General features: G+C 53.1%; 20 protein-coding genes and 6 pseudogenes. 9 read left to right on the top strand and 17 right to left on the bottom strand.

Annotated elements, in window-relative coordinates; genetic code table 11:
- Positions 1-17: 17 nt before the first annotated feature.
- The 4 genes from ACVWYU_RS29635 (at position 18) to ACVWYU_RS29620 (ending at position 5,824) form a co-directional block, all read left to right on the top strand.
- Positions 18-1,370 carry a DUF1329 domain-containing protein gene (locus ACVWYU_RS29635; protein WP_457374385.1) on the top strand — a complete coding sequence of 451 codons (1,353 nt, stop codon included), beginning with the start codon at positions 18-20 and terminating at the stop codon, positions 1,368-1,370.
- An 88-nt stretch (positions 1,371-1,458) separates the two neighbouring features.
- A complete protein-coding gene (locus tag ACVWYU_RS29630) occupies positions 1,459-2,583 on the top strand; it encodes a WD40/YVTN/BNR-like repeat-containing protein (protein ID WP_457374384.1) in 1,125 nt (374 codons plus the stop codon).
- Positions 2,580-4,982, top strand: coding sequence for an efflux RND transporter permease subunit (locus ACVWYU_RS29625; protein WP_457374383.1), 2,403 nt, complete (start codon positions 2,580-2,582; stop codon positions 4,980-4,982). The genes ACVWYU_RS29630 and ACVWYU_RS29625 overlap by 4 nt, the downstream gene beginning before the upstream one ends.
- An 80-nt stretch (positions 4,983-5,062) precedes the next feature.
- Complete coding sequence (locus tag ACVWYU_RS29620) at positions 5,063-5,824, top strand: hydroxypyruvate isomerase family protein (protein ID WP_457374382.1); 762 nt, start codon at positions 5,063-5,065, stop codon at positions 5,822-5,824.
- A gap of 140 nt (positions 5,825-5,964) precedes the next feature.
- Here the strand turns inward: ACVWYU_RS29620 and ACVWYU_RS29615 are convergent.
- A pseudogene (locus ACVWYU_RS29615) lies at positions 5,965-6,174 on the bottom strand (hypothetical protein).
- Between the two features lie 217 nt (positions 6,175-6,391).
- Entirely contained in the window at positions 6,392-6,568 is a 177-nt protein-coding gene (locus ACVWYU_RS29610; protein WP_457374381.1) for a hypothetical protein, read from the bottom strand.
- A 207-nt stretch (positions 6,569-6,775) separates the two neighbouring features.
- Here ACVWYU_RS29610 and ACVWYU_RS29605 point away from each other — a divergent pair, with 207 nt between their 5' ends.
- Positions 6,776-7,555, top strand: a complete 780-nt coding sequence (locus ACVWYU_RS29605) for an SDR family NAD(P)-dependent oxidoreductase (RefSeq protein ID WP_457374397.1) — start codon at positions 6,776-6,778, stop codon at positions 7,553-7,555.
- Between the two features lie 294 nt (positions 7,556-7,849).
- Here the strand turns inward: ACVWYU_RS29605 and ACVWYU_RS29600 are convergent, their stop codons facing one another.
- From ACVWYU_RS29600 to ACVWYU_RS29590, 3 genes are all read right to left on the bottom strand, one after another.
- The gene (locus tag ACVWYU_RS29600; RefSeq protein WP_457374380.1) at positions 7,850-8,476 is read right to left on the bottom strand and encodes a glutathione S-transferase family protein; all 627 of its coding nucleotides are present in this window, start codon (positions 8,474-8,476) and stop codon (positions 7,850-7,852) included.
- A gap of 73 nt (positions 8,477-8,549) precedes the next feature.
- A complete protein-coding gene (locus ACVWYU_RS29595) occupies positions 8,550-9,227 on the bottom strand; it encodes a type 1 glutamine amidotransferase domain-containing protein (RefSeq protein WP_457374379.1) in 678 nt (225 codons plus the stop codon).
- Positions 9,228-9,392: 165 nt separating this feature from the next.
- Positions 9,393-10,136 (bottom strand): SDR family oxidoreductase, encoded by a 744-nt coding sequence (locus ACVWYU_RS29590; RefSeq protein ID WP_457374378.1) that lies wholly within the window; start codon positions 10,134-10,136, stop codon positions 9,393-9,395.
- A 105-nt stretch (positions 10,137-10,241) separates the two neighbouring features.
- Here ACVWYU_RS29590 and ACVWYU_RS29585 point away from each other — a divergent pair, with 105 nt between their 5' ends.
- Positions 10,242-11,183: a LysR family transcriptional regulator gene (locus ACVWYU_RS29585; protein ID WP_457374377.1), complete on the top strand. Its 942-nt coding sequence runs from the start codon at positions 10,242-10,244 to the stop codon at positions 11,181-11,183.
- Positions 11,184-11,312: 129 nt separating this feature from the next.
- On the opposite strand, the pseudogene ACVWYU_RS29580 reads toward ACVWYU_RS29585, so the two are convergent.
- The 7 genes and pseudogenes from ACVWYU_RS29580 to ACVWYU_RS29550 all read right to left on the bottom strand — a co-directional run.
- Positions 11,313-11,621 (bottom strand): annotated as a pseudogene (locus ACVWYU_RS29580) (transposase); the annotation flags it as partial.
- 180 nt (positions 11,622-11,801) lie between these two features.
- Positions 11,802-12,755: a sensor domain-containing diguanylate cyclase gene (locus ACVWYU_RS29575; RefSeq protein WP_457374376.1), complete on the bottom strand. Its 954-nt coding sequence runs from the start codon at positions 12,753-12,755 to the stop codon at positions 11,802-11,804.
- A gap of 221 nt (positions 12,756-12,976) precedes the next feature.
- Complete coding sequence (locus tag ACVWYU_RS29570; protein ID WP_457374375.1) at positions 12,977-13,429, bottom strand: PAS domain-containing protein; 453 nt, start codon at positions 13,427-13,429, stop codon at positions 12,977-12,979.
- 38 nt (positions 13,430-13,467) lie between these two features.
- Positions 13,468-13,902 (bottom strand): annotated as a pseudogene (locus ACVWYU_RS29565) (oxidoreductase); the annotation flags it as partial.
- Positions 13,903-14,116: 214 nt separating this feature from the next.
- Positions 14,117-16,765 carry an EAL domain-containing protein gene (locus ACVWYU_RS29560; protein ID WP_457374374.1) on the bottom strand — a complete coding sequence of 883 codons (2,649 nt, stop codon included), beginning with the start codon at positions 16,763-16,765 and terminating at the stop codon, positions 14,117-14,119.
- A gap of 24 nt (positions 16,766-16,789) precedes the next feature.
- Positions 16,790-17,884, bottom strand: a complete 1,095-nt coding sequence (locus ACVWYU_RS29555) for a methyl-accepting chemotaxis protein (RefSeq protein ID WP_457374396.1) — start codon at positions 17,882-17,884, stop codon at positions 16,790-16,792.
- 189 nt (positions 17,885-18,073) lie between these two features.
- A pseudogene (locus ACVWYU_RS29550) lies at positions 18,074-18,394 on the bottom strand (PAS domain-containing protein); the annotation flags it as partial.
- 501 nt (positions 18,395-18,895) lie between these two features.
- Between ACVWYU_RS29550 and ACVWYU_RS29545 the strand changes: the two are divergent.
- The 3 genes from ACVWYU_RS29545 to ACVWYU_RS29535 all read left to right on the top strand — a co-directional run bounded on the left by ACVWYU_RS29545 (position 18,896) and on the right by ACVWYU_RS29535 (position 19,775).
- Complete coding sequence (locus ACVWYU_RS29545; RefSeq protein WP_457374373.1) at positions 18,896-19,045, top strand: hypothetical protein; 150 nt, start codon at positions 18,896-18,898, stop codon at positions 19,043-19,045.
- A 95-nt stretch (positions 19,046-19,140) separates the two neighbouring features.
- Positions 19,141-19,377 carry a hypothetical protein gene (locus tag ACVWYU_RS29540; RefSeq protein ID WP_457374372.1) on the top strand — a complete coding sequence of 79 codons (237 nt, stop codon included), beginning with the start codon at positions 19,141-19,143 and terminating at the stop codon, positions 19,375-19,377.
- A 185-nt stretch (positions 19,378-19,562) separates the two neighbouring features.
- Positions 19,563-19,775 (top strand): hypothetical protein, encoded by a 213-nt coding sequence (locus ACVWYU_RS29535; RefSeq protein WP_457374371.1) that lies wholly within the window; start codon positions 19,563-19,565, stop codon positions 19,773-19,775.
- Positions 19,776-20,234: 459 nt separating this feature from the next.
- Here ACVWYU_RS29535 and ACVWYU_RS29530 read toward each other — a convergent pair whose 3' ends face one another.
- The 5 genes and pseudogenes from ACVWYU_RS29530 to ACVWYU_RS29510 all read right to left on the bottom strand — a co-directional run.
- Positions 20,235-21,005: an EAL domain-containing protein gene (locus ACVWYU_RS29530; protein ID WP_457374370.1), complete on the bottom strand. Its 771-nt coding sequence runs from the start codon at positions 21,003-21,005 to the stop codon at positions 20,235-20,237.
- 72 nt (positions 21,006-21,077) lie between these two features.
- Positions 21,078-21,509, bottom strand: a pseudogene (locus ACVWYU_RS29525) (methyl-accepting chemotaxis protein); the annotation flags it as partial.
- Positions 21,510-21,620: 111 nt separating this feature from the next.
- A pseudogene (locus ACVWYU_RS29520) lies at positions 21,621-22,298 on the bottom strand (PAS domain-containing protein); the annotation flags it as partial.
- 844 nt (positions 22,299-23,142) lie between these two features.
- The gene (gene uraH / locus ACVWYU_RS29515; RefSeq protein WP_247256976.1) at positions 23,143-23,553 is read right to left on the bottom strand and encodes a hydroxyisourate hydrolase; all 411 of its coding nucleotides are present in this window, start codon (positions 23,551-23,553) and stop codon (positions 23,143-23,145) included.
- A 10-nt stretch (positions 23,554-23,563) separates the two neighbouring features.
- Positions 23,564-24,049, bottom strand: a 486-nt coding sequence (locus tag ACVWYU_RS29510; RefSeq protein ID WP_457374369.1) for a GlcG/HbpS family heme-binding protein, incomplete at its 5' end; no start/stop codon positions are given.

The raw sequence follows: 24,049 nt of genomic DNA, 5'->3' as shown, positions 1-24,049 counted from the left end.
AACAGGCGGCCCTGATAATGACAAAAATTAAACTGCTACTGCTTTCCACCCTGTCTATCTCAATGTGTGCCAGCACCGCATTCGCGGCAGTGAGCCCTGAAGAGGCGGCGAAGCTCAAGACCACATTGACCCCCATGGGCGCCGAAAAAGCAGGAAATGCTGACGGCTCCATCCCCGCTTGGACAGGCGGGTTGACCAAGGAAGTGGCAGGGGCAAAGTTGGGCGATATGCCGGCGGATCCGTTCCCAGGCGAGAAGCCGGTGCTGCAGATAACTGCCAAAAACGCTGGGCAATACGCGGACAAGTTGAGCGAAGGCACGAAAGCCTTACTAGCCAAATATCCCGATACTTTCCATTTGGATGTATACCCGACCCACCGTACTGCCGCAGCACCTGATAGCGTTTATCAGAACACGTTCGCCAACGCGACTCGTTGCAAAACGACCAGCAACGGTTTGTCAGTAGAGGGCTGTTACGGCGGAATTCCGTTTCCTATTCCGAAAACAGGTAATGAGGTTATCTGGAATTTTCTGCTGCGCGTAGAGGCAGAATCCATTCAGATGGGGTATGCCAACGTCATTGGTAATGCTGACGGAACCCGCACGCTCGCAAGCCGTGGCGTCGAAAATTGGCAATATCCGTATTACTACAAAGACGGCAGTGCAGATAAATGGTCGGGACAATATGCGCTGTTGCGCTTTTTGACCAACGAGCCACCCTTTAAGGCTGGTGAGTCGCTGGTGACTCACGACAGTATCAATGTGCAAGAACCACGTGAGGCCTGGCAGTATTTGGTAGGCCAGCGCCGAGTGCGCCGTGCTCCCACTGTCGGCTATGACACACCCGATTTTGTAGCGTCGGGAGCTAACTACTTTGATGAAGTGCATGGCTTCATCGGCCATCCGGATCGCTATGACTGGAAGCTCGTTGGCAAAAAAGAAATGTACATCCCGTACAACGACAACAAGTTCAATGCCGAAAAACGTGACGACGCTTTCGTGGCTAACCACCTCAATCCAGACAAGGTGCGCTGGGAACTCCATCGTGTCTGGGAGCTTGAGGCCACTGTTGCACCAGGCAAGCGCCATGCAGTACCTAAACGCAAATTCTTCATCGATGAAGATAGTTGGACGGTCTCTCTGGCGGATGGTTACGACGCCGAGGGCAAACTGTGGCGCGTCTCCCAGGTGCTTCCCTTTGTTGTCCCTTCGATCCCAGCAGTAGTAGTAAAACCGGTGGTGATCTACAACCTGCAAGCCAAGACGTACAGCGTCGTACAAAGTCTCAACGGCGAAATCTATAGCGTAATTCCGCGCAAGCCCGAGAACTTCTTTACCGGTAACTCGGTAGCGTCAGGGTCAGTGCGCTGAGCCTCGAAACAGCTAATTCACACATGGGTTACTTGGACGCTGGGTCACTGACGCGGTGTCCAAGGAAACGCATCATCGAGGCTCACAAATGAGTAATCAAACACTAAGGTTAAACTCAGGTCTTCCGCTCAAGGCACTGTTGTTGGGCGCGTCGGTCGTGGCGGCGTTCCTGAGCGCTTCAGCATCCGCACAAACCGATGGCTTGCCAATGCAGCAATCGATAATCAGTTCAATGGCGGCTCAATCGGTCATGCTCAGCGTTGCGCGGGCGGGGCATCGCTTGGTAGCTGTGGGCGAGCGCGGGTTCATCATTGTTTCCGATGACAATGGTGTTAGCTGGTCACAAGTTGGTTCCCCTGTCAGCGTTACGCTGGTCAAGGTTCGGTTCATCGACGATGTCGAAGGATGGGCCGTCGGGCATGCTGGCGTCGTTCTACACACTCGAGATGGCGGACTGAGCTGGAACAAGCAACTGGATGGCGTCCAAGCGGCCGAAATCGAACTCCAGGAAGCCAAGCAGGCAATTGAAGGTTCCGACGACGCTGAAAAGATGCAAGAGCGTTTAGCTCAAGCACAGCAACTCGTGGACGATGGCCCCGACAAACCGCTGCTCGATACGCTCTTTCTGGACGCCAAAAACGGACTGGTGGTGGGCGCTTATGGTCTGGCGTTTGTCACCCATGATGGCGGGCTCAGCTGGCAGTCGATCCGTTCTCGTATCGATAACCCAAACGGATTGCATCTCTACAGCATCGAACGGGTGGGAGGGGATCTCTTCATTGCCGGCGAACAGGGCACTCTGTTGCGGTCAAGTGACGAGGGAAAAACCTTCGAGCCGCTGACATCACCTTACGAGGGAACGACCTTCGGGCTCCAAGCGACAAACAGCAATTCCATTGTGGCATTTGGGCTTCGCGGCAAAGCATTTGAGTCTAAGGATCGCGGCGATACTTGGCAGCCCCTCGACACCTTACAGCCCGTCACTTTGACCAGTGGGTTGCGTCTTGCCGATGGATCGGTGCTGCTCACCGATGAGTCGGGAAGAGTGTTGCGATTCGCAGATGGCAATGCCAAAGCAGCTGTCCTCCAAATTGCTCAACCCAGTTATTTCACAGGCATGGCACAAGCCGCGAACGGCAACCTGATCATCAGTAGTGCGCGCGGCATGCTTTCGTCCGCAGTTGCAGTGGACTTGCCGGAGCACGATCAATGAATAGCTATACACGTTCTGCGGAGCATCACACCATCCCTCAGCCAGATGCTTTCGATCCTTCGTCTGGCACCTTGGTTGAAAGGCTTCTATTCAATCATCGCAGCATCATTTTGGGTATTTGCGTGTTGCTCAGTTTGATACTGGGTTATCAGGCATTGAGCCTGAAGCTTAATGCCGCCTTCGAAAAAATGATCCCGACAGATCACCCATATGTGCAGAACTACCTGAAAAACCGGGGACAGTTGGGGGAGGGTGGCAACACTTTGAGGATTGCGGTTGAGGCCAAACAAGGCAGTATTTTTGATGCTGCCTACCTCGAGACGGTCAAGAAAATCAACGATGAGGTATTTCTACTCCCCGGCGTCGACCGCTCATACATGAAGTCTTTGTGGACTCCGGCAACTCGTTGGATCGGCGTGACTGAAGAGGGTTTCGATGGCGGGCCAGTCATACCTGACGATTACGATGGCTCTGCCAAGAGTCTTGATCAGGTTCGGCAAAACGTTGATCGGTCGGGCGAAGTAGGTCGGCTTGTAGCCTCCAATTTCAAATCCAGCATCGTACTGTTACCTCTTCAGGACATTACGTCGGACGACGGCAAACCTCTGGACTACAACGCTCTTTCCGGCCAGCTCGAACAGATCCGAGCCAAGTACGAAACCGATAACATCAAAATCCACATCACTGGCTTTGCCAAAGTGGTGGGCGATCTGATTGACGGCATGCGGCAGATGCAGCTGTTCTTCGCCGCGACATTGATAATTTGCGGCATCGTGCTGTTCTGGTACACCCGTTGCGTACGCAGCACATTGTTGGTGTTGCTGTGCTCGATTATCGCGGTTGTTTGGTTACTGGGATTACTGCCCACCTTGGGGTTTGATCTCGATCCATACTCGATCCTCGTCCCGTTCCTGGTGTTTGCGATCGGATTGAGTCATGGCGCCCAGAAAATGAACGGTATCATGCAGGACATTGGGCGCGGAGCCGACAAGCTCGTGGCCGCACGTTTCACCTTTCGCCGGCTGTTTTTGACTGGGCTGATGGCACTGGTGGCGGACGCCGTAGGTTTTGCCGTGTTGATGATCATCAAAATTCCAGTCATTCAGGATCTAGCTGTTGCCGCGACGATTGGTGTTCTGACGCTGATCTTCACAAACTTGATTCTGCTACCGATTCTGTTGTCATACACAGGTGTCAGCAAAGCCGCTGCACAGCGTGAAGCGGCGAACGACAAGTTCTCGCAGCTAGATACTCATCACACCCGCAATCCATTTTGGGCTTTTCTGGATCGATTCACCGAACGTAAATGGGCCAGCGGAGCAATCATTGTCGCCGTGATTCTAGGAGTGGCAGGTTTTGCGGTGAGCCTTCATGTGAAGATTGGCGATCTGAATCCTGGGGCACCGGAACTGCGTCCTGAATCGCGTTACAACAGCGATAACCGCTTCATGGTTAGTAACTTTTCCGCCAGCAGTGACAAGTATGTAGTAATGGTGAAAACGCCCCAGTACTACTGCGCCAATTACCAAACCTTGGTGTCAGTCGATGCGCTGGAAGCGCAGCTTCAGCAGTTGCCGGGTGTGGTATCCACGACGTCTTTAGCAGCGCTGAGTAAGCAGGCAGCTGCCGGCATGAATGAAGGCAGCATGACCTGGTACGAGATACCCCGTAACCAGGGATTGTTGAATGCAATCATCACCCGAGCGCCGCGAGAGCTATTCAACCAGAATTGCGATCTGCTGACGGTGTATGTCTATCTGAAGGATCACAAGGCAGACACGCTCACCAGCGTGGTTCAGACCGTCGAGCAGTTCGCGGCGACCCATAACTCGGATCAGATCCAGTTCCTCAATGCGGCAGGCAATGCCGGCATCGAAGCGGCTACCAATATCGTGGTGAAGCGTTCGAACGTGCAGATGCTGTTCATGGTGTACGCGGCCGTCATCGCGCTGTGCTTCATTACGTTCAGATCCTGGCGTGCGGTCGTGTGCACGGTACTGCCGCTAATGCTGACTTCCATTCTGTGTGAAGCCTTGATGGTGGGACTGAACATCGGCGTGAAGGTCGCGACGTTGCCCGTGATCGCGTTGGGGGTGGGTATTGGTGTGGACTACGCGTTGTACATCCTCAGCGTAACACTCACCAATCTGCGAAATGGCTCAACCCTGTCGGATGCTTACTACCTGGCCCTGCTTTCCACGGGGAAAGTGGTGGTGATGACCGGGATAACGCTGGGCATTGCCGTCCTCACCTGGGTGCTGTCACCTATCAAGTTCCAAGCTGATATGGGCATCTTGCTCGGGTTCATGTTCATCTGGAACATGGTGGGCGCGCTGGTACTGGTTCCGGCACTGGCGCACTTTCTACTCAAGCCAAAATCTTTTCCTGCAACTGCGTAATTTCCAAATACGAGTGCGGATTCAGCAGCGCTGAATCCGCACTCGTTGTGCATCTAAAACACGATGGCTTGATTAACTCAATGATCAAATATGCAGCGAACCTAACCTTGCTCTTTACCGAATGGTCTTTCGAGGATCGATTTAGCGCCGCACGGGACGCTGGCTTTGAGGCTGTTGAGTTCAGTTTTCCTCGCGACATGGCGGCAGCAGAAATAGCTGGGACTTTACGTCGCACAGGCCTTCAACAAGTATTGGCAACAGTTCCTCTACGACCTGGTAGTAAAGGGCTAGCTGCTCAGTCCGGTATGGCAAGGGACTTTCGTGAGGATTTTAACCTGGGACTTGAGTATGCCGTCGAAGGACGAAGTCCACTGCTTCACGTGCTATCTGGAGTGGTTGAGCAGAAAAATTACGCTGTATCGGGGGGGCAGTTTGACGACAACATGCGCTGGGCCATCGAGGAGGCTGGCCGTCATGGCGTAAAGGTTGTGATTGAAGCCATCAATCAAAATTCAGTGCCAGGCTATTTCATTCGGACACTGGCGGGAGCCGTCAGCTGGACGCAGAGACTTGAAGGACTAGGCCTGATCTTGGATCTTTATCATGCAGCGATGGAACGGTTGGATCCTCTTGCTTGCCTCGATCTCCTTCTTCCTCAATCCGACCATTTACAGATTGCCGGATACCCAGGACGGCATGAGCCAAATATCGGTAATTTGAACCTAGCTAGAGTTCTTGATTTGGTAAATTCACATTCTTATACAGGGTGGGTTGGGTGTGAGTATCAACCTGCTATCGGCACACTCGAAGGTATAAGCTGGCGTGATCGTGTCGTCGTTTGATAATGAGACCCGGCATTGGTTTCGCAAGGCCGGGTACTGATGGGCGTGCCCATAGCTAAGCTGCGGTATGAAGTGGCGTCAACGAGGAGCTCGATCCTTCGGGCCGATGGGCCCTGCTGATCTATAAGCTGGTGAGCTTCTCACTCAGGCGTCATCAGCACTGCAAGCGTCATATTGATGAACTCTTCGTTCTTGCGGATTGTGTCCAAAGCGCCGCGCACGTTGCCGGGGACTTCTGCTGAGCAACGCTACTCAACCCAAAGCGTTAGCTCCATGATCGCAGCTTCGAGGGTGAGTTGGTTCTGATTGATTTTGAAGAGTAGGGAAGGGAGCAGATCTGCGTTCCACATAGTGATCACTCCGTCGAAGAGATCAGCGTAGCAAGAGGTATCGGAAGCCGAGCTCGGTTCCGACACCGTCCAGTCCTGGCTGACCAAGTGATTTTGGTTTGAGTACAAAAGGGCCCGCGACAGACTGTGCGAAAACGCACTGAAGGCCAGCCCAACAAACGCCCCGACATGTTCGGGGCGTTTGTTTTTATGCGAGTAACAGACTGAAAGAGTCCTTTCAGCCCATAAACGCGATCAACTGACGGACTCTGAGTACGCTAATTGCTCGCTTGAAATTGTAAACACTTACCGCCAAGCCGGTGATCACGTCAAGCTGCAATGCCATCACCATCACCATCACCATCACCATCACCATCGCAATGGCCACAATCGAGAGTAGCGTCAGGATTACCATGCCGGTGAAAATGTGGTGAGCGCCTTAAAGACAACAGTGTCCATAGCATATTAAGGGCATTCTGCGCCGCCCATAAAGCCGGCACCACCTAACTTCCAGGTATCAATGTCGACCGGTGCCCGGCCTGATAACAAATTCCCGAATCACCGGCATTCATCGGCTTTTTTGCTATCGTGCATTAAATTTGTGATCACAAAGAGATTAGAAATGGCGATTCCAATGTGGCAAGGTCAAGTCGCTCTGGTCAGCGGTGCGGGCAGTGAAAGTGGTATTGGTCTGGCGATTGCCCGACGTTTGGGCCGCGAAGGCGTGCGTGTCTTGATCACTGCCAGCAGTGCGCGGATCCAGCAACGTGTCGCTGAGTTGCAGGCTGAGGGTATAGACGCTCGTGCGATGGCAGCCGACCTGACTGACGAATTGCAGGTCAAGGCGCTGACCGATTGGGCTCATGAGCAGTTCGGTCATATCGACATTTTGGTCAATAACGCCGGTATGGCTATGGTCGGCAGCCCGGAACCCTTCGTCGAAGTGGCGGACATGGATTTGGCGACCTGGAATCTATCTCTGGCGCGCAACCTGACCAGCGCTTTTCTGCTGACTCGTGCGGTTTTGCCAGGGATGAAGACGCGCGGATATGGACGCATCGTGAACATCAGTTCGACGTCCGGCACACGTGGTAGCAACCCAGGTGAGTCGGCTTACAGTGCGGCCAAAGCAGCGATGCTGGGGATGAATATGGGCTTGGCGCTGGAAGTCGGTAAACGGGGTATCACCGTCAACAGCGTTGCACCAGGCTGGATTGATACGGGGGCCTTGACCGAGGAAGAAAGCCGCGCCGGTACCTACACTCCGATCGGCCGCGCCGGTCGTCCAGAAGAGGTTGCCGCTGCAGTGGCGTTTCTGGCGTCTCCGGAAGCAAGCTATATCACCGGTGAGGTGCTGGTGGTGGATGGCGGTAATTGTTTGATCGAAAATAAGGCGCCGTGACGCTAGCGTGGGCTGCTGTCTTGTAGTTGGCCTACTATCTAGCGAAGAAATCGAACGCGCAGATACTTGCTGGCCTTAAGCACTGGACGTTGCGGCGGCCTCCCTCGCGCGCTCAAAGACTGCTTCTTGAGGCGTTACCTGACTTAATATGGGTTCGGATTGTGAGCGGCGAAAGCCTAGGCATATGGGGTTGCAGAGACACTCACCTTGGTAGCAAAGGGTAAGGCCAGGCACTCGTCGAGTCGCCTGGCTAGCATGGATGCAAGAAACGTCCCCGCACGCGTTTGTAGCTAGTCAGGCGCTCTGTTGCTCAAGCGAAAAAGCCCTCTTCCAACTTTCCAGTGTGCTTAAACGTTGGAGGTAGGCATCCAGGTTTGGATATTGCGTTTTTGCGCCAAGCTGCTTGACGACGGTGATTGCCACAAAAGCCAACATAAAGTCGGCTCCGGACAATTTGCTGCCCACCATGAATGCCCTGTCGGCGAGCATGCTGTCCAGATACCCCAAAACCTTATCAAACTCGGTCTGCGTGTAGCCTGTCAGGAAGTTCAGTTGAGTGCCTGAATGCGCCTCAATTTGCGTGAAAACTTTCAGCAGTACCGGCACCATCGCAGAGCTCTCCGAAAAGTGAATCCATTGCAAATACTGGATGTGCTCCGGCGATCCGAATACTGGCTCTAGGTCAGGAGCAAATCGACGGATCAGGTACTCGACGATCGCACCAGATTCCACCATGACCTGCCCATCTAGCTCTATGACTGGCGACTTACCTAGCGGGTGAATGTCCTTGAGTGCCTCTGGCGCGAGCTGGGTGATAGGGTCACGCTGGTAGCGGATCAGCTCGTAAGGAATTCCTATCTCCTCCAGTAGCCAGAGAATACGCAATGAGCGAGAGGCGTTGAGATGGTGAAGTGTGATCATTGCGGCTCTCAATAATGGGTGTTTTATCTGGCCCCGCCTGAAATACTTGATGAGATCAGGCGGGCTGAAGAGACTATTTCAATCGAGCGACCAGTGCCTCAGCTACACCTTCAGAACTTGCTGGGTTCTGGCCTGTTACCAGCGTGCCGTCTTCGATGATGAATGGAGCCCAATCAGGGCCTTTCTGGTAATGCCCACCCAAGCGTTGGAATTCATCCTCGATTAGGAAAGGCACCACATCGGTCAGCTCCACGGCGGCTTCCTCGCTATTCGTAAAGCCGGTCACTCGACGGCCTTTAATCAACGGCACGCCGTCAGCAGCCTTAACATGGCGAAGTGCGCCAGGAGCGTGGCATACGAACCCAATGGGCTTGCCAGCGCGCTGAAAAGATTCAATCAGGCTGATGGAGGTTTTTGATTCCGCGAGATCCCACAGCGGCCCATGACCACCAGGGTAAAATACCGTGTCAAAGTCCTTCTCGCTGACCGTATCGAGCTTGACGGTGTTCGCTAGCGCCTTTTGCGCAGCCGCGTCGCCATTGAAGCGTTGGGTCATGTCAGTTTGGAAGTCAGCCAGTTCACTTTTCGGATCAAGTGGTGGTTGGCCTCCTGCAGGCGACGCGAGAACGATCTCGGCACCAGCGTCCTTGAAGATGTAGTAGGGGGCAGCGAATTCTTCTAACCAAAAGCCCGTTTTCAAGCCGGTGTCACCCAGTTTTTCGTGCGACGTAAGTACCATCAAAACCTTCATTTCATTTCCCTCTAACGCTGTGATTCAGGCTACGGCACTCGCCGAGTGAGTACCGTGATGCTGGATGCTGATTACTAATCTGCCTGCGCCCTGACGCAGTGCGTCTCGCGTCCTGGCCATAGATCGCAGGTAGGATAGTGCGCGATCCCATCCATGATGACCGGCTCAGAAGTCCTGTGATGTCGGGCGGAGCACGATCTCGTTGATGTCCACATCAGCCGGTTGCTCAATCGCGAATGCGATAGCTCGTGCAACAGACTCCGCAGGAATTGCGTTTTTGTAGAAGTCAGCCACTGCCTGCGCACTGGCCTCATGTCCGCTACCGAATTTAAGCTCAGAATCCACCGCACCGGGTTCGATTGTGGTGGTGCGGATGCTTCTGCCAACCTCATGACGCAAGCCATCCGAGATCGCGCGCACAGCGTATTTTGTGCCGCTGTAGACCGAACCGCCCGGGCTGAACACCTTGATACCGGCGACGGATGAGATGTTGATAAAGTGACCTGAGCCTTGCTTCTCAAACAGAGGTAACGCAGCTGCGATGCCGTACATCACCCCCTTGATGTTGATGTCGATCATACGATCCCATTCATCGACTCGCAGTTCCGAGATAGGTGCAATTGCCATCAGGCCGGCGTTGTTGATCATCACGTCCACACGGCCAAACGTGTCCACAGCGTGCTGAACGAGGGCAATCAAGTCTTCGCGATGGGTCACGTCTACCACGTGCGCCGTGGCTTTGCCGCCCTCTGCTTGGATGTCCGCGACGATTGCCTGAAGCCGATCTTTGCGTCGTGCGGCCAACACAACGGAGGCACCCAGCCTGGCTAAGTGACGAGCGCTAGACTCGCCGAGACCGCTGCTTGCACCAGTGATTACGACTACCTTTCCTTCGATACCATTGCTCATTTCGCTAACCTCGGTGAGTGGGGATGGCATCAATTATGGGTTGCCCTTCAATCACATAGAATGGAATATTTAGGATTTGAAAATTCCAAGATATGGAATAATTTGATGCTAAATCGCCTAGAGATGATCAGAGTTTTCCTTGCGGTCGCGGACGCCTCGTCCTTTCGTGATGCCGCTAACCAGTTAGGAACATCTCCGCAAAAGGTCACGCGAGCGGTGCAGGAGCTTGAGCGGCTAATGGGCGAGCCCCTGTTTCATCGGAGCACGCGACAGATGAGGATCACGGATTTCGGAAGGGAGTTGGCCCTAGATGCGAGAGCAGCAGTGGACAGGTTCGACCAGCTGTTTGCGAGGGCAGATCGCGGTGCTGATGAAGGGGTTGCTGGGCGCGTTGGGCTGACCGCCCCTCATGCGATCGGCAAGCTCTATCTAACGCGCTTCCTGGCAGAGTTGCGCCGGCAACATCCTCAGTTGAGCATCGACCTTTCGTTGGATGATGAGCTGACAGACTCAGTGGTATCGAAGATTGATATTGGCATCCGGGTGGGTACCGTGCGAGATCGGCGATTTATCGCTAGGACTGTCGCAACTGTTCCGCTGATTGTCGTCGCCGCGCCCGCGCTCATCGCCAGTGCAGGTGTTCCCTCGAACTTGGACGAGTTGAAAGACATGCCATTGTCCCTGCTCCAGGATCGTAGATCCGGGCGCGGTTGGCCGTGGATTTTTCCTAACGAAGAGAGCTTCACTCCTCAGCAACCTAGCTTCACCTGTGATGACCCGGAAACCGAGTTGGAAATGGTGCTTCAGGGGGCTGTGTTTGCCCAAATGCCTTTGTATCTCGCGGAACCTCATTTATCCCAAGGCGCCCTTGTGGAGGTGGTGCCTGACTACGCTCCGCCGCCGCTCGATTTGGTTCTTTATCGGACGCGACCCGGGCCCGCGCCACGCCGAATACGATTGGTGTATGACTTCTTGTTGAAGAAACTCGGCGACAAAGATCTGTTCCCTAGCGGCGCTCCACCCTGTGGTGGGGCACTTTCAGGCTGAGCGTTGGTATGGGAGCAGCGGGGTAGTTGGAAATCCTGCTTTGAAATACATACTCGGTGCATCTTCTCGGGCGAAGGGGCTGGCGGGCCACCATCGCCCTTAATGCTGGAGTTCGGAAGGTGTGTTGGCTGGACGCTTACGGTTGATCAACCACATCACTTCGATGTTGCGTTGGCACTCAGCTTCTAGGCGCCGCGACGAGCGAACGCGCTGAAAATAGCCGTAGAGATAGAGCTTCAACTTATCGGCGTGGTCGTAAGCAGGGCGCCCAGTGGTCTTGGGCTGTGCTTTCTCAAAACCTAGCTGGCCCAGATCGAGCTTGGCGACATACAGGTCGATGACCCGTACGAGGTGATCTTCAGGGATCAGCTCCTCTAGCGACACCGGGAATAGGCTGGTCTGGCTACGGGACTCTCCTTGTAGGCTGAGTCGAAAAATGCTCCGTATCTTTCGATACGGAGCATTCTTTTAAAGGGCCGGACAGATTGCTAGGTTTTCACGCAGTCTGTTGATGGCCCTTTTTTTCAGCACTTGAGTTGGTATGGATTCCTCTGCCAACATCAGTTAAGGCATCAGATCCGATTCACAGTGCAGGGGGTAATAAATATGAAAGCAGATTCAGCAAGGAGTATTCGCTGACCCTTTACACCCCTCCAGCTTTTTGAGGCGTTTCTCCTCGTACATTTGTCTGTCAGCAAGGGTCAGCGCCGAAGATATGGCGTTCCTAGCACTAGCCATCGCCAACCCTAATGAGGCCCTAACGCCCGCCTGGCGTAGCGCTTGACTCACCCTTTCACGAAGCGCCTCGCCGCCAGCTATATCGCAATTGACACCTATGATGGCGAACTCATCCCCTCCTAGCCTCGCGACGATATCGTCTATTCGGGATGCATGAGTAAGGGCATTAGCTGCGCGCCTGATTAGCTCATCACCTGCAGCATGCCCCTTGCTATCGTTCACAAGCTTTAAATCGTCCAGATCAATGACTAAGATTGCTGACGATTTTCCGTAGCGACGATTACGCCCATCCTGAGAGGTCGCTAACTGCTCCCAACCTGCCCGATTGTAAAGCCCGGTCAGTGCATCTCTAAGAGCCTGGGCCTCGAAACGCTCGGCTCTGCTTGACTCTTCATCAGCTTTCAACTCCATTTGCAAAATTTTGCTGAGCATCATGCCAATCATTTCGAGAAGCTCCTGGTCTTCTTCAATTTTTGCAGGCATGGGTTCTGGATGAACGGCGCACAATGTGCCGAAAAGTGAACCATCAGAGAGAAGGAGAGGCACACCGATGTAAGCTCGGATTTTTAGTTGCTTGCCTATTGGTGCCGAAGCGTAAGCAGCCACCGTTTCTGAGTTTGGAGCAATGCGAGGGCCGTTCCCCTTTACCATCTGACTGCAAAACGAATCGCTCCAATTAAATACCTGCCCAGGATGAACACCATAGCTTTGGTCTTCAATATGCAAGACAGTCCAATCATCATTTTCTGTGCGAGTTACCATCCACAGATTAAAGCCTAGCCGGCGCCGCAAAAACGCGAGAACCTCCCGAGCGGCATTCTCAAAATCACTCATTTCCAGCTCCGACTTAAAAACCTGTAGAGGGTGGCGTAACGAAAAATCATCGCATCACCGGCGCACAAGCGTGCATGCGATAGCCTGCCATACTAGCTTTAATAAAGATCAAGCGGAGTCGCGCCCGAGCCCTGAAGGCTTTGATGCAACAAGTCGCGAACCTAGGATCTTGATTTCTCGAGCGCACAGCCGGATCGTTAACCCATCAAGGGCGGATGTATTTAGGCTTTAGATTGCAATTGATCCAGTTGGATTTTCAGCTGGGCGACTTCGGCTTCCAGTTCACGCACCCGCTCCTTAGCCTCAACTTCTAAGCTGACGTCCTTCTGGATACCGATGAAGTAGGTGAGTTGATCGTTGTCATTGAACACCGGGGTAATCGACAGTTCGTTCCAGAAGGCGCTGCCGTCCTTGCGATAGTTACGAATGACTTGTCGGCAGGGGAGAAGGTTCCTTATCGCCTCGCGGATTACTGTCAATCCGGCTTGGTCACGGTCATCACCCTGCAGGAAACGGCAGTCCTGGTACAGGATGTCGTCAACGCTGTACCCCGTAAGGCGCTGAAAGGCTGGGTTGGCGTAGATCAGGATGTTTTCGTCACCTTCCTGCTCTGCTACCACGATGCCGTCGTTGGATGCTTCAACCACCAGTTTCAGCAGTTCTGCGTCGATCATTTTCAGAGTCCCAGTGAGTGACATATCATTTTTAGCGGTTACCCACCATACACGGAGTAATCAGTATAACCCTCGGCATTACCGCCATACACGGTCGCTGAGCTCAGAGGGTTCAGCGGCCATTCGTTCGCGATTCTGGCTGGTAGATCCGGGTTGGCCATGAAAGTACGGCCGAAGCGACAAGGTCTGTCAGTCCTGAATCTAGCAAATGCGTGCCGCTTTGTGCGGTGCATTATCCCAGTCCGCTTCGGCGATGAAGAGGAAAGCAATGCCAGCATCCTCAAGTACTTTGATCGCTTCGATGTCGGTAGTAGAGGATCGTCTTCAGCCATCCCTAGGTAAGTGCGCTCCTCATCGGTGCTGCTGAACAATGGTGCGAAACGGACGCCAACCTTCTCTTTGCCAATGCACTCGGCTACCCCAGCAACCATCTCACGCAGAAACCGCAGGCGGTTGTGCAGGGAACCGCCGTGTCAGCCGCACCGCCTACATAAAGAACCACTCCCCGTGGGCTAAGCGGCCTTCCCAGACCAATAATGCAGCGCGGGAGTTCTATCGGCAAAGCCCACAGCGGGGCTGGGAGGAGTGCCAGGGGGAACAATAGAAACTCACTTAATCTGCGAATATCGTCTGGCGCGCATTTGTTATAGGTTTATTATCGATGTGCTTGGCCCACTACGCTTGGCTCTAACAAGTATGGTCTTCACACTCGATTTTCAAAGTATTCGTCGGTATCAGGCGCTCAAACTCGATCAGCGGCATTGGTCGGCCAAATAGGTAGCCTTGGAAACTCCGGCAGCCGAGCTCCAGCAGAGCGATGTATTGCTCATGAGTCTCCACCCCTTCGGCAATCACCTCTAGTTGCAGACTACTGGCCAATGCGCAGATGGCACTGATGATTGCAAAACTGTTTGTATCGCTTGGCAGCTCGCGAACAAACGATTGGTCGATCTTCAATTGATCTAGCGATAATTGCTGCAAGTAGGCGAGCGACGAGTAACCTGTGCCAAAGTCGTCGATCGAGAAGCGAATGCCATGCGCCTTGAGTTCACATATGCGAGCAATCGCACCTGGTAAGTCGTCAAGCAGCAGCGTCTCGGTAAGCTCTAATTTTAGTCTGTGGGGGGCTGCGCCACTTCGCTCCAAAGTCTGGAACACTTGCTCGACAAAGTTTGGCTGATAGAGGAGGCGTGCACTTAGATTGACGGACAAACTGAGCGATGACGTTGCCGATTGGCGGCTCCATAATGCTAGCTGATGGCAAGCCTTCTGCAGCATTTGCATATCCAGCGTTTCAATCAAGCCGGCGAGCTCAGCCACCTCAACAAAGGCTGCTGGACTCAGTAGACCACGCTGAGGGTGTTGCCAGCGTGCCAATACTTCAGCGCCGACCAGGCAACCTTTGTCATCAAGCTGTGGCTGCAGGTAGGGGATGAACTCTTCCGACATCAGTCCCCGGCGAATATCCTGTTCTAGATTTAAGCGCTCGCTAACAGCTTCTTGCATGCGCGGATCGAAGAACCGCACAGTATGCTTACCCGCAGCTTTTGCCTCGTACATCGACAGGTCAGCGCGTTGCATGAGTTCATCTATTGAGCAGGACTCGTCGTTAAATAGTGTTACGCCGATACTCGCACTGCTGTGCAATTCTAGTCCGTCAATTTGGTAAGGTTCGGCCAGTTTCGCTAGCAGTAATGTGGTGACATGCTCGACCTGCATGGCGGCCTGTTCTGGTTGCTTGCTGAGATGCTCCAGCAGCACAACGAACTCATCGCCGCCAAGGCGTGCCACTGTGTCACTGGCCCGCACTGCGCCATTGAGCCGCGCAGCAGCCAGACACAAGACTTTGTCACCAATATGATGCCCATGCAGATCGTTGATGTTCTTGAATCCGTCGAGGTCGAGAAACATCAGCGCTGCGCATTCGCCGCTACTCATGCAACCATCCAGCACGTGCTGCAAGCGATCGAGTAGAAGGCTTCGATTGGGTAGGTCGGTCAGTCCATCAAAAAAAGCAAGGCGCTGGATACGTTCCTCGGCTGCCTTGCGCTCGGAGGTATCGTCAATCGATGCGACGTAATTGATAACATTGCCCTGGGTGTTTCGCACCGCGCTGATCGACAGCCATTGGGGAAAAATCTCTCCGTTTTTACGCCGATTCCAGATTTCGCCTTGCCAGCGATCCAACGCCTTGAGCTGTTGCCACATGCTTTGATAAAACGCCAGGCTCTGGCGTCCAGAGCTAAGCAGGCTAGTTCGCTGACCAACAGCTTCCTCACTGCTATACCCGGTGATGGTGCTGAAGGCCTGATTGACTCTCAGGATGCGGTTGAACTCGTCGGTGATAATCATGCCTTGCTGCGTTTCAAACGCGGCAGCGGCGATGCGCAATTCATGTTCGTCATCGACCCGCTGAGTTACATCGCGGGCGAGTACGACCACCGCCTGCTTGCCATTGAGTTGAATATCCAGACGTTGGGCATGACCCTCAAGTATCTTTATGCCGTCTGCACTCTGCCGGGTGTATTCGATGAGTTGCGGTCTATCGCTGGCCAAGGTCTGCCGTATGAATTCCATAAAGCGCTCGGCTTCGCTTTGAGGCAACACATCGTGCACGCTTTGGCCAATATGTGCGGTCAAGGCATCACTGTGCGCCTCCTTCTTGGAAGGGGTCACCTCTAGATAGAGTCCATCTTCATCCAACACCATTAGGGTGTCAGGAATCGCCTCGGTGATTGCGCGTAGGCGCGACTTCCTCAGTTGCAGGGCAAGCTCTGTTCGTTTGCGTTGCTCGATCTCTTTGAGCATCAAACCTAGTACGACCGTCGCAACTGGCATGACAAGCAGTAAGGGGAGAGCTGCCTGTTCCTGGCTTGATGCTGCTTGTGCTGCGGGTAACAACAGCATATCCAAAACCTGCATTAACAGGCCTAAAAACCAAAGCTGCCAAGGGCCGACGGTAAGCTTACCGATTAAGGAGTAATGCCGGTAAAGCAGGCCAAACACTATGGATAGGCCGATCTCCACCAGACCAAACGCCATACCGCTGCCGCCCATCCATATTCGGTAAAAACCGGCGATTAGGCCGGCAACGCTGGCCACGAGTGGCCCGTTAAATAGTGCGGCCATGCTCAGAACTACGCTGCGGCCATCGAAGAATATTCCGGGCTCTGGCGAGATGGGATTTAGCATGCCAATCACGCAAATAGCGCCGAATAACAGTCCTAAAACCAATTGTATTGCTGTGCTGTGCTTGTCCCAGCGGCGCGTAATGAACGCGTGCAGCCAGCACAAAGCCAAAAGCAATGCCGCTCCATTAATTAGGCTGATAATCAAGACGACCCTCTCCCTTAGGTCTGGTTACCTGTTGAAGCGTTCAACCAGAGCCCGTAAACCACGGGAGGTAGTTTCAAGCTCACTGCCACGAGCGACCGCTGCGTTAGCATTTCTAGCTGTTCTATCAACGGTTCCTGCGACGTTGTTGATCTGCCGAGCAATATCTTCGGCGACATGCGCCTGTTCTTCTGAAGCGGCGGCCATTTGCTGACTCATGCCACTGATGCGTTCGACTGCCTCGCGGATACCTTGAAGGGCACCCTGCGCCTCTATGACCTGTTGCACGCCGTGATCTGCCTCGCGGATACCGAGTCTGGCAATGCTCACCGCCTCATCGGCACCCTTTTTAAGGGTTTCAATCACACTCTGAATTTGTTGGGTAGACACGCGGGTTTTACTGGCCAAAGCGCGAACTTCATCAGCGACCACGGCGAAACCTCGGCCCTGTTCACCAGCCCTGGCCGCTTCAATAGCCGCATTGAGGGCCAGCAAGTTGGTTTGATCCGCAATAGATTGGATCACCCCGGCAGCCGTCATAATTTGCTGTGTTTCATTGGCGAGGTTGTCCACCGCAGTGCTGATGTTTGTTACCGTGCTGGCCAGAAGCTGAATAGCCTCTCTAGTGGTGCCGGCGACTTTGTCGCCTTGTTCGGCCAGTTCATTCGCAGTTTGCGCCTCAGTCGCGGTTTGTTGAACATGCCCCGCCACCTCACTGATTGACGCCGCCATTTCAGTCATGGCGGCTGCGGTCATGTCCGTTTCGGCCCGTTGCTCGAGCAAGGCATGTTCAGTCTGGTTAGAGAGCAAGGAGGAATGTGCAGCGGCTTCAGCCACCTGGTTAGCCAGATCGCTCAGTCGAGTCAAGGCAGTTTTAAGACGCGCGTCTTCGCTGATTAGTACCATTTCCAGCTGCGCTGAAGGGCCGTATGTATCGCTGTAGGTGAGGGCGCTGATCGGATCACTGAACGCATCGGGAGCGCTTTTAATGATTCGATTAAGTTGGTTAACCTCGCGCGTATAAGTCCACAATCCAATGGCCAGAAAGAGTACGGCGACTATTGTTTGCGCCAGCAGATTCGGCAGCGTGTTAACCACTCCGATAGCTGTCAGTGCCGCCATGATCGGGAAAACCAGCCTGCCCATAAATGCGGCATAGTGGCGCCTCTTCGGCACGGCCTTTTTGCCGGCACGAAGCCGCTGATACAGTGTTTGTGCTCGCTCAATCTGTTCGCGAGTCGGCTTGACCCTTACGGACTCGTAGCCTATTAGATGGCCATTTTCGAGAATGGGAGTGACGTACGCATTGACCCAGTAATAGTCGCCATTCTTGCAACGATTCTTTACGACGCCCATCCAGCTTTGTCCGGCCTTCAGATAGCTCCACATCATCCCAAAAACAGCAGGTGGCATGTCCGGGTGGCGTACCAAATTGTGTGGGCTGCCGACCAGCTCCTCACGGGAGTAGCCGCTTATTTTCGTGAACTCATCATTGCAGTAGGTGATTTTACCGCTGGAATCAGTAGCTGAGATCAAGCGCTGCTGGGCAGGAAAAATTTGCTCAACAGACGTAATCGTTTGAGTTGCACGCAAGGTTAATTCTCTACAAAAAAAGGCACACGTTATGTCCATTATGCCATCACTGCTGCTATTGTCGTAATTTTTGTGCGGTTATTGAACTGAATTGAAGATTGCCGTCTTTCATTGCGTGGTTTTCCGTCAAGGACTGCGTTAGTTTGGGAAGCACATGTCCCCTCGCTTGCACGGTGGCTAGGGCATCTCTCGCTTGCACGGTGGCTAGGGCATCTTGCATGGCAGGGAAATAGAGAAAGGGGTAATGGGTCGCAATAATTCAGAGCAGGATCTAAAACATGACCTCCAGTGTGCCGCCTCTGACCTGAAATGGTCAGTCATCGAGTTGATACGAATAACCGAGCGCTTAAGTTTGGCAGGAATTAAAACACACACTCAGGTCGTTTTGAGGATGTGCTCACTGTTTCATGCTGATGAGAATTGATTGACTGCTTGCACCGATCAGATCGGGGCTGCGTAAATAATTCGAGCAAAGAGGTAACCGCCTTGCAAGACGTAGAGTCAGTAAATAAATCACGCGTGGAGGATATAAAGCACTCCATGGATGATCTGCTAAGTGTCATAACAATGCTTTGTGAAGCCGGCATGGTTGAGGAAGCAAATATCCTTCTGGGTGCCCTTCAGGAGCTGAAAAAATTGGTGAACTGTATCAAGGTCTGCGATGACGGCGATGTGTTGATGGTTCACTAGGGGACGTGAAGATTTATGAGGGGGAAGTTATGTGGGGGCATAAACTGAAATGAACGCAACTGCTTAATTGGCCCGTTTAAGGTGATGGGGGAATTGTGGGGATCAGCAAGGCAGAGCAAGATCTAAAGCGTAAACTTACAGAGATTGCCTTCAGTCTTGAGGATATCTGCGCAGACCTTGGGCGTCTCGCGAGTCAGCTCAGTGATGCTGATGCGCTGGCGCTGGCGCTGGCGCTGACGGAGCGGATTGGTAAGCTCCACACTGACGTGGATCGACTCAAGGTGTATGCGGATAAGGTGAGGGCGGGATGGATTCTGCGGGTGAAGCTGTAGCCCGATCTAATGCTTACAATTGGTAATTTTATGATGGCGCAGATTTTTCTTTCCGGCTTGCGCCTAAGAATGCGCCATCTACACTAACGTTTGGTAAGGGTTCGACGCCCTGTATGGAAAAAAGGCAGCGTCACTGGCTTGTTAAGCGTGCTTCAACGCCGTGGTGCGTTAAGTTGATTTTGAGCATGAAATCACTCACAAGGAAGGCCGATGGATCAGCATTTTATGTGGATGGGAATGCTACTGATCATCTGCTGGATCGTAGCCGTGTCGCTGATCGTTTTCGTGGTCGCCAAATAGAAAAAATACCCCAGGATTTCGCGGCTCCAGGGCTTCTGCTTTTTGCCTTCATCCCTGAATGTTTTGCGAACGTGGCCACGACACCAGCAGTTTTATAGATAATAGTGTGTCAGCCGATGGCATCGTGAAACAACTACATTCATAAGGGTAATCGTCGAGCTCGAGGCTAAACTTACCTTTGTTTCTCAGGTCGTGCGTCGTTTTTTCCGCACTCGCGGCAGCATCCGCGCGAATTTAACTCATCTCTATTCCAAAGGCTTGGTCTTGAACTGTTGGTTTGTAGATCCACCGGGGAGTAGACGGGCAGCTCTCCATGCCACGAGCGCATGGAGGCGATGAGCTTGCTGTAGCCCGTTAATCTTATAAGTTAGGGTATCCATCAATACCTCTTGAAATAAATTGCTGTGGGTGTTTAGTTCCAATAATCCCGGTCTTGCAGTTTAAAACTAAGGTTGTAAAAGAATTGGGTAATCCAAATTATGTTATGAGTAAACATTTTTTCCGCAAAAAGTCAGAGTATTGATTCTCTCGATTTATAAAGTTAGTGCGACTTATACCTAGTCAATGTTCTGGGTCGGCCATTTCACGTTTGGCAGCGTTTCATATTCGGGCTTTGCAAACAGATAGCCTTGATAGTAGTGAATGCCCAGGGCCAGTAACTGCTGTAATTCAGCATTGGTCTCTACGCCCTCTGCAATCACTTCAATATTGAGCGCTTTGCACACACCGAGAATACCTTGAACAATTGCCTGCCGCACCGGGTCAGTGCAGATGCTACGTACCAAAGCCATGTCCAGTTTGATAATGTCGGGTTGAAACTCTGCCAGCAAATTGAGCCCCGAGTACCCAGCACCGAAATCATCTATCGCTGTCTTGAAGCCTTTAAGGCGATATTCACGAATGATGCTTTTTAGATGCTCCTTGTCCACCAACTCTTCGTTTTCAGTGATCTCAAAAATCAGCCGTTCGGTGGGAAATCCAAACCTGCGAGCAGCTTCAAGCGTCGCACGAATGCACGTGGCTGCTTGATATACCGCATTGGGTAGGAAGTTGATGCTGACAAAACAGGGGATTTTCAAGCGTGAAGCAAGCTCGACAGCCTTGACCCGACAGGCTTGGTCAAAGGCATATCGGTTCTGTTCGTTCACCTTTCCAAGAATGGCAGCGGCACCACTGCCATCGCAACCACGTACCAAAGCCTCGTAGGCAAAAATACTGTTGTCGCGCAGATCGACGATTGGCTGGAAAGCCATGCTGAACTCAAAATCCAGTTCTTTACCATCCCTGCAGGCACTGCAAGGAGGGACTGGTCGTGTTTTTTCGTTCATTCAGAACCCGTTTTTCAATGACTATTAATGTGTCGATCAAGCCGCGACTTTGCACAGGGCTGCAAGGCTGAATCATCGTGCCAATGTCGACGAGAAATGGCTGATCGCGTGCACGACTTTTCGAGCACTATCCTGAATATCTTGAATCACTTGACCCGCTTCGCCGGCTAATTTGACGCCTTGTTCTGCCTTGTCTTTACTCGCCTCCATCCTGGTCACGGCCCCCTTGGCCAATTCACGATTGTGCTGCACCACCTCGACAATCTTGATGGTGGCTTGGCTTGTGCGCGAAGCCAGATTGCGCACTTCGTCAGCGACCACCGCAAAACCACGACCCTGCTCTCCGGCACGCGCCGCTTCGATGGCTGCGTTTAGCGCCAGAAGATTCGTTTGTTCGGCGATGCCACGGATGGTCTGCACGATGCTGCTGATGACTTCCGACTGCTGACTGACAGCATTGATACCTTCGGCTGCGTGATTCAATTCGCCAGCCAGGCTTTGCATGAGATCCACTGTCTCCTGCACCACTCGGGCACCTTCGTGTGCTGTATCGTCGGTTTTCAGTGACGTCTCATAAGCCATGCGTGCGGCTCGTGACTCAGCTTCCTGCTGGAGAACTTCAGCAGTGATATCGCTCGCAAACTTAACGACTTTGTAAAGGCTGCCGTTGGCGTCGAACACCGGATTGTAAGTCGCACGTAACCAGACGGTGTGTCCTTGGTTGTTGAGGCGTTTGAAGTTACCAGAGAAAAATTCGCCTTGATTCAGACGCTCCCAGAACTGGCGATACTCGTTGGATTCACTTTCGCTACGCTCACAGAACAGACGATGGTGCTTGCCAACAATCTCATCGAAGCGGTAACCCATCACTGCAAGGAAGTTTTCATTGGCGCTGATGACTTCTCCCTGCCGGTTGAACTCAATGGTTGCCATGGAACGGTTAATCGCTTTGATTTGGCTCTCCTGCTCTTGTTCCTTCAGCACCCGGGCAGTGACATCAGTTGCAATTTTGACGACCTTGATCACCCGTCCGGAGGTGTCGCGAACAGGGTTATAGCTGGCCTCCAGCCAGATCTCACGGCCCTGTTTGTCCAGGCGCAGGAAGCGTTCGTTTATGAACTCCCCCTTACTCAGGCGTGACCAAAAACCTTGATAAGCGACGCTGTTGGCGTATGTCGGCGTACAGAACAAGCGGTGATGTCGGGCATGAATTTCTTCAAGGCGATAGCCCATCAGTCTCAGGAAATTGTTATTGGCGCCGAGGATCGTGCCATCAGGTTGGAACTCAATCATAGCCATGGAGCCACCTAGTGCGGCGAGGGTGGCTTCGCAGTCAGTCAGTCGCTGCCGGCTGATGGCCAGTTCTTTTTTGATTTGCGAGTTGAACATACGTACCTCAGTTGAGATGGACTGCTTGGCACTTTCATCAAGTTAACGCAAAACCTATACAATGCGATAATTATTGTACAAGAAAATTCGTGGTTGAACACGTGGGATACATGTTGATCGCGGGGCATGCATTGATCGGGTAGGGGATTGAGCATCGGCAATTGACCATCGGTTTACGCAGCTGTCGCGTAATCGGCAGAGCACTCGATATCCGAGTGAAAAGGGCGCACAGATTGCGCCTCAAGTCATTTTAGTAGCCGAAATGCTTGAGGCTTGCAGCGCGCTAGCACCATGGCGCGGGTTCAAGCTCATTACAACGGACTCCGACAAATAACGGTTGGGACTGCTTGGCGCTTCTGCGCAGGACATTGATTTAGAGAGTGCAGAGCGGGCATTCATCGTCAAAGTAAAGCGTCACCGCCTTCTGATCAGTCTTATGCGCATGGCAGTATTTTGTATAGGTTTGTATCAAGCACGCCCAGGAATAGGCTGAGGATGGTCGCTATTCTTTCCTCCGTGAAATCGACCGTATGCCCTTGTCTCAGCATGGCCATTCGGGGGGGATGAGCGGCCCGCAATTCATGGTCAAGGATCAGAAAGGTGCTGTCGTCGGCATCATCCCCTGTAACGAGAACCAGGCTAAGGAGTGAACTTGGTCATCGCTGAAGGTTTTGATGGTGAAAAGTCAAACGACAGTGCCGCCCTTTCGAGTAGGGGCGGCTGGTATCCATTGGGTATCGCTCGACTATCAATTTCCTCGGTAGGTGGAGAAGCCGTAGGGGCTGAGAAGCAACGGGATGTGGTAGTGCGGGACAGTGCCGTCCACCTCAAATATGACGGGTACCTCCGGAAAGAAGCTGGACGTTTTGTGCGCCTTGAACCACTCACCGGTTTTGAAGGTGACACGGTAGGTACCTTTTTCCAGACCCCGACCTTCCGGATACAGCCCGGTGATACGACCTTGCTCATTGGTTGCCGCGCTGTTGAGCATGTCCCAGTTTTTCCCATTCTGTTTTTCCAGCGTGACATTGACGCCAGGGGAGGGCAGGCCATCCTGCAAGTTGAGTACGTGCACGCTCAGTGGATTTGCCGCCGCTGATGCAAGGGCTGAAAGGGCACTCAATACAGCGCCAGCGAAGAAACTTTTCAATAGAGTCATGGTGATGTCCTTAGTTTTTAACGGCAGGTAAAACTTTGTTGATAGCGACCTCTGCACAACCTTCATCGTTTGCAGCGCCGCCTGCACCGGCCACTCCGATGGCGCCGATGACCTGACCCTCGGATGTCAATGGCACGCCTCCACCCAGGAGCAACAACTCATCGAGGGTGTTGAGGTTTTCAGCATCCGGATTAGCGCGAGCACGCTGCGCTAACAACCGCGTCGAAGTCTTGGTCGACAGGGCGGTATAGGCTTTGCGTTGCGCGGCTAACGTGTTGTGCGGGCCGACATTGTCATCGCGTTGCACGGCAACCAGATTGCCGCCACGGTCAACAACGGCGGCAACGGCTGTGCGGCCATCGGCGTGACAGGCTGTGAGCGCGGCATTGAGCAAATCGTTAGCCATTGCTAGTGACACGTCCTTGCGCTGCGCCACTTGATCCGGGGCTGCAACGGCGAACGCAGAGCTCATTGCGAGTGTGATCAGCAATGAAGT

Source organism: Pseudomonas sp. TE12234, assembly GCF_054061835.1.
The sequence above is the reverse complement of the archived record's forward strand: the minus strand, read 5'-3'. Positions and strand labels throughout refer to the sequence as shown.

Coding starts and splice junctions, on each gene's coding strand:
- ACVWYU_RS29605 (WP_457374397.1), top strand. CDS start 6,776: ATGGCGATTCCAATGTGGCAAGGTCAAGTCGCTCTGGTCAGCGGTGCG.
- ACVWYU_RS29630 (WP_457374384.1), top strand. CDS start 1,459: ATGAGTAATCAAACACTAAGGTTAAACTCAGGTCTTCCGCTCAAGGCA.
- ACVWYU_RS29600 (WP_457374380.1), bottom strand. CDS start 8,476: ATGATCACACTTCACCATCTCAACGCCTCTCGCTCATTGCGTATTCTC.
- ACVWYU_RS29620 (WP_457374382.1), top strand. CDS start 5,063: ATGATCAAATATGCAGCGAACCTAACCTTGCTCTTTACCGAATGGTCT.
- ACVWYU_RS29625 (WP_457374383.1), top strand. CDS start 2,580: ATGAATAGCTATACACGTTCTGCGGAGCATCACACCATCCCTCAGCCA.
- ACVWYU_RS29590 (WP_457374378.1), bottom strand. CDS start 10,136: ATGAGCAATGGTATCGAAGGAAAGGTAGTCGTAATCACTGGTGCAAGC.
- ACVWYU_RS29585 (WP_457374377.1), top strand. CDS start 10,242: ATGCTAAATCGCCTAGAGATGATCAGAGTTTTCCTTGCGGTCGCGGAC.
- ACVWYU_RS29610 (WP_457374381.1), bottom strand. CDS start 6,568: ATGGTAATCCTGACGCTACTCTCGATTGTGGCCATTGCGATGGTGATG.
- ACVWYU_RS29570 (WP_457374375.1), bottom strand. CDS start 13,429: ATGATCGACGCAGAACTGCTGAAACTGGTGGTTGAAGCATCCAACGAC.
- ACVWYU_RS29575 (WP_457374376.1), bottom strand. CDS start 12,755: ATGAGTGATTTTGAGAATGCCGCTCGGGAGGTTCTCGCGTTTTTGCGG.
- ACVWYU_RS29595 (WP_457374379.1), bottom strand. CDS start 9,227: ATGAAGGTTTTGATGGTACTTACGTCGCACGAAAAACTGGGTGACACC.
- ACVWYU_RS29535 (WP_457374371.1), top strand. CDS start 19,563: ATGAAATCACTCACAAGGAAGGCCGATGGATCAGCATTTTATGTGGAT.
- ACVWYU_RS29530 (WP_457374370.1), bottom strand. CDS start 21,005: ATGAACGAAAAAACACGACCAGTCCCTCCTTGCAGTGCCTGCAGGGAT.
- ACVWYU_RS29555 (WP_457374396.1), bottom strand. CDS start 17,884: ATGGCGGCACTGACAGCTATCGGAGTGGTTAACACGCTGCCGAATCTG.
- ACVWYU_RS29545 (WP_457374373.1), top strand. CDS start 18,896: ATGGATGATCTGCTAAGTGTCATAACAATGCTTTGTGAAGCCGGCATG.
- ACVWYU_RS29635 (WP_457374385.1), top strand. CDS start 18: ATGACAAAAATTAAACTGCTACTGCTTTCCACCCTGTCTATCTCAATG.
- uraH (WP_247256976.1), bottom strand. CDS start 23,553: ATGACTCTATTGAAAAGTTTCTTCGCTGGCGCTGTATTGAGTGCCCTT.